The following is a 3,027-nucleotide window of genomic DNA, read 5'->3' as shown; positions in this document are numbered from 1 at the left end:
CCCGCTCAGCTCGACCCCCCGTTTCAACCGTACCTTCCGTTTGCACGTGACGTCGTGGGAGATTTCCTTGATCGCCCGGACCGGATCTTCCAACGCCAGATCTTTCCGGATCCACCCATCCTCCACCATGCTCAGGACGATTGCCGTCGCCCCCACCTTCAGGTGGGTGACAAACTCCGACATATTGCTGTCACCTACGATGACATGCAATCGGCGGTACTTCTCTTCATCCGCGTGCGGCTCGTCCCGGGTGTTGATGATGCCACGAGAACTGGTGGTCGCCCCGGAGATCTCCTGATAGATGTGCTGAGCCCGCTGGGAGATATAGTAGTGGTTCCCGGCCCTGGTCCGCAGGACTTTTCCGGCCCCCGCGTAAACCTGACGGGTAACAAGGAAGGGAATCAGGAGCTCGGCCAATTTGTGAAAGTTGACCGATCGCTCTACCAGGTAATTCTCGTGACAGCCGTACGTGTTACCCACCGAATCAGTGTTATTCTTAAAAACATAAATCTCACAATAGATCCCGTTCTCCCGTAGCTTGCGCTCGGCGGCATAGAGAAGCTCCTCTACGATCCGCTCCCCAGCCTTATCATGAATCACCAGGTCTAGGGGATTGTCACATTCGGGAGTGGCATACTCCGGATGACAGCCGGTATCTTGATACAGGCGGGCCCCGTTTCGGAGGAAATCATTGGTCCCCCGCTGGCGAGAGACCACCTTTTCAAAGAGGTACCCGAGGGCACTCTCCACCGAGAGGTTCAGTTTCCCGCCGAGCGAAGAGGAGATAAGGCCATATTCATTTTCAAGACCGAAGATTCTCGTTTGCATGATTGCAGCGTTGGTGCCCGCCGCCGCTCCCTCTCGACCGATAACCGGGGGACTCTTCTACGATTCAAGGCCCTCGGCCAGGTCTGCCAGCTCCGCCGCCGTGAACCGGCGAAACTTCCTGCCCGGATGGTGCCGATCCAAGATTGCCACCTCGAGGTTCTGGGCCCTGACCTTCTGATTCGCCGAGGCCTCTAAGGCGCTCACCGCCAGTGTCAGAGAAACCTCCAGGGTGACCCCCTCGTCGTACTTGTCTTTCAGGTACTGCTTCAACTCATCCGCCTGCCCGCCGATGGCCGCGTGACCCCGCTCGTCTCCGATAGCCCCATCGAAGGAAATCTGGTACAATTCGTCCTGCGCCGTCGTCTCCCCCACTTCCACAACAAGGATCTCCACCTCAAGCGGCTTGATCTCCTGACTGAAAATATTCCCGATGGTCTGAGAGTATACGTTGGCGAGAGACTTGGCAGTCACATCCTCTCTGCCGTAAGCGTACCCTTTGAGATCAGCATAGCGGATGCCGGCCTTCCGCAGATTCTCAAACTCACTATATTTCCCGGCACCTGCGAAGGCAATCCGGTCGTAGACTTCCGAGATCTTATTGAGCGACGAGCTTGGGTTCTCAGCCACCAGAAGGATTCCTTGCTTTCCCGCCAGGGCGATGATGGACTTTCCCTTGGTGATGCCCTTTCGGGCATACTCCGCCTTGTCCTGCATCATCTGTTCGGGGGAAACATAGAAAGGCATCGGCATGTTAGTGGTTCCTCCGCCGGGTCTCGACCATGCCCTCGCACACCGCCCGAACCCGCGCTTCCTCCACGTCTAGGATCCCCCGGTCGGTCACGGTCTTAATGGTAGGGAAGATCCCACGGACAAAATCAGGTCCTGCCGTTCCAATGTCCTCTTCGGCGGCGTCATAGAGGGCCTCAAGGGTGGTGTGAATCGCCGCCTCCTCGTCCATCTCCGATCGGTACCCCTTCTTCATGGTGGCCCGAGCGTGTCCCCCTCCAGAACCGGTGGCGTAGTATTCAGCCTCCTCGTACCTCCCACCGGTCACATCGTACTTATAGATTTTTCCTTCCGCCCGCTTGAAGTCGTAGGCGACAAAGATCGGAATAACCACGAGTCCTTGGAGGGCCATCGGGAAGTTCATTTTCACCATCTGGCCGAGCTTATTCGCTTTCCCCTCGGTGCTCAGTTCGACCCCCTCCAGCTTCTCATAGTGCTGCAGTTCCGTCTGGAAGAGGCGAGCCATCTCAAGGCAAGGCCCCGCCACGCCGGCTATGGCAATGGCTGAATGCTCGTCAGCTTTGAATACCTTCTCAATCCGTCGGGCCGATATCATGGTCCCCTCGGTGGCCTGTCGATCCCCGACGACGATCACCCCCCCTTCGTACTTCAAGGCCAATACCGTCGTCCCCGTGGGCAGAGGAGTGATCTCATCCGGAGAAAACTGAAGACCCTCCCACTTGGTTAACAGGAACGGAAAACGCTCTGTCAGGAGATCGCAAAAGCTGGAACCGGTATATGAGAGGTCTAAAAACACGCTTATTCGCCTCCTCGCTGCACATAGTTTCGAACGAACTCCTCGGCGTTTTCTTCCAGGATCTCGTCAATCTCATCCATCAGATTGTCCAGATCCTCCTTGATCTTTTTCCCCTTCTCGGTGACCGTCGCTTTGCCCTGGACCTCCTCACCCTTTGGCGGTTCCTTAGGGCGCTTGACCTTGCGCTCCTGCTCGCTCATAGGTGCCACCTCCTCATCCCGTGAGGTTGTCCAAAAGCTCGCTCACGGTGTCGGATCGGTCCAGGATCTCCTGGACCAACTTCCGGGTCCCTCGCGTCGGCTCGGCCATGGGAATTTTCTTCACGGCGAGGTCGCCGCTGTCAAACAAGACGGAACTCCAACTGGCCCCGTAGACCTGATCCCGATACTTCCGAAGACACATGCCCCGGAAATAGGCCCGGGTGTCCAGTGGAGGAAATTCGACTGCTTCCGCGATCTCCGCGTCGGTAAGAATCCGCTCCACCAACCCTTGCCGCTCTAGGACGTAGAACAGCCCTTTCTCCCGCCGGATATCGTGGAACTGCAGATCCAGCATCGAGATCCGCTGGTCCTCGAATCCCACCTTCCGCCGCTCCATGTACGACCGGATCAGCTCCATCTTGATCACCCAATCCAGATGCCGATGGAGCTGCCACG

At 57.3% G+C, this 3,027-nt stretch carries 5 protein-coding genes; all 5 read right to left on the bottom strand.

Annotated features, from left to right (window positions below):
• A partial coding sequence (locus O6929_12185; protein ID MCZ6481146.1) for a proteasome accessory factor PafA2 family protein occupies window positions 1-828 on the bottom strand: 828 nt, incomplete at its 3' end.
• Window positions 829-885: 57 nt separating this feature from the next.
• A complete protein-coding gene (gene prcA, locus O6929_12180; GenBank protein MCZ6481145.1) occupies window positions 886-1,578 on the bottom strand; it encodes a proteasome subunit alpha in 693 nt (230 codons plus the stop codon).
• Window position 1,579: 1 nt separating this feature from the next.
• Window positions 1,580-2,371: a proteasome subunit beta gene (gene prcB, locus O6929_12175; GenBank protein MCZ6481144.1), complete on the bottom strand. Its 792-nt coding sequence runs from the start codon at window positions 2,369-2,371 to the stop codon at window positions 1,580-1,582.
• A 2-nt stretch (window positions 2,372-2,373) separates the two neighbouring features.
• Entirely contained in the window at window positions 2,374-2,571 is a 198-nt protein-coding gene (locus O6929_12170; protein ID MCZ6481143.1) for a ubiquitin-like protein Pup, read from the bottom strand.
• 13 nt (window positions 2,572-2,584) lie between these two features.
• The coding region (locus O6929_12165) for a proteasome accessory factor PafA2 family protein (protein ID MCZ6481142.1) at window positions 2,585-3,027 on the bottom strand (443 nt) is incomplete at its 5' end.

It is taken from the genome of Candidatus Methylomirabilota bacterium, assembly GCA_027293415.1.
In the GTDB taxonomy this organism is placed as follows: domain Bacteria; phylum Methylomirabilota; class Methylomirabilia; order Methylomirabilales; family CSP1-5; genus CSP1-5.
This window is presented reverse-complemented; position numbering and strand designations above follow the sequence as displayed.

What these genes read in the sequence shown, in the direction of transcription:
- prcA (MCZ6481145.1), bottom strand. Translation starts at nt 1,578, where the DNA reads ATGCCGATGCCTTTCTATGTTTCCCCCGAACAGATGATGCAGGACAAG.
- O6929_12170 (MCZ6481143.1), bottom strand. Translation starts at nt 2,571, where the DNA reads ATGAGCGAGCAGGAGCGCAAGGTCAAGCGCCCTAAGGAACCGCCAAAG.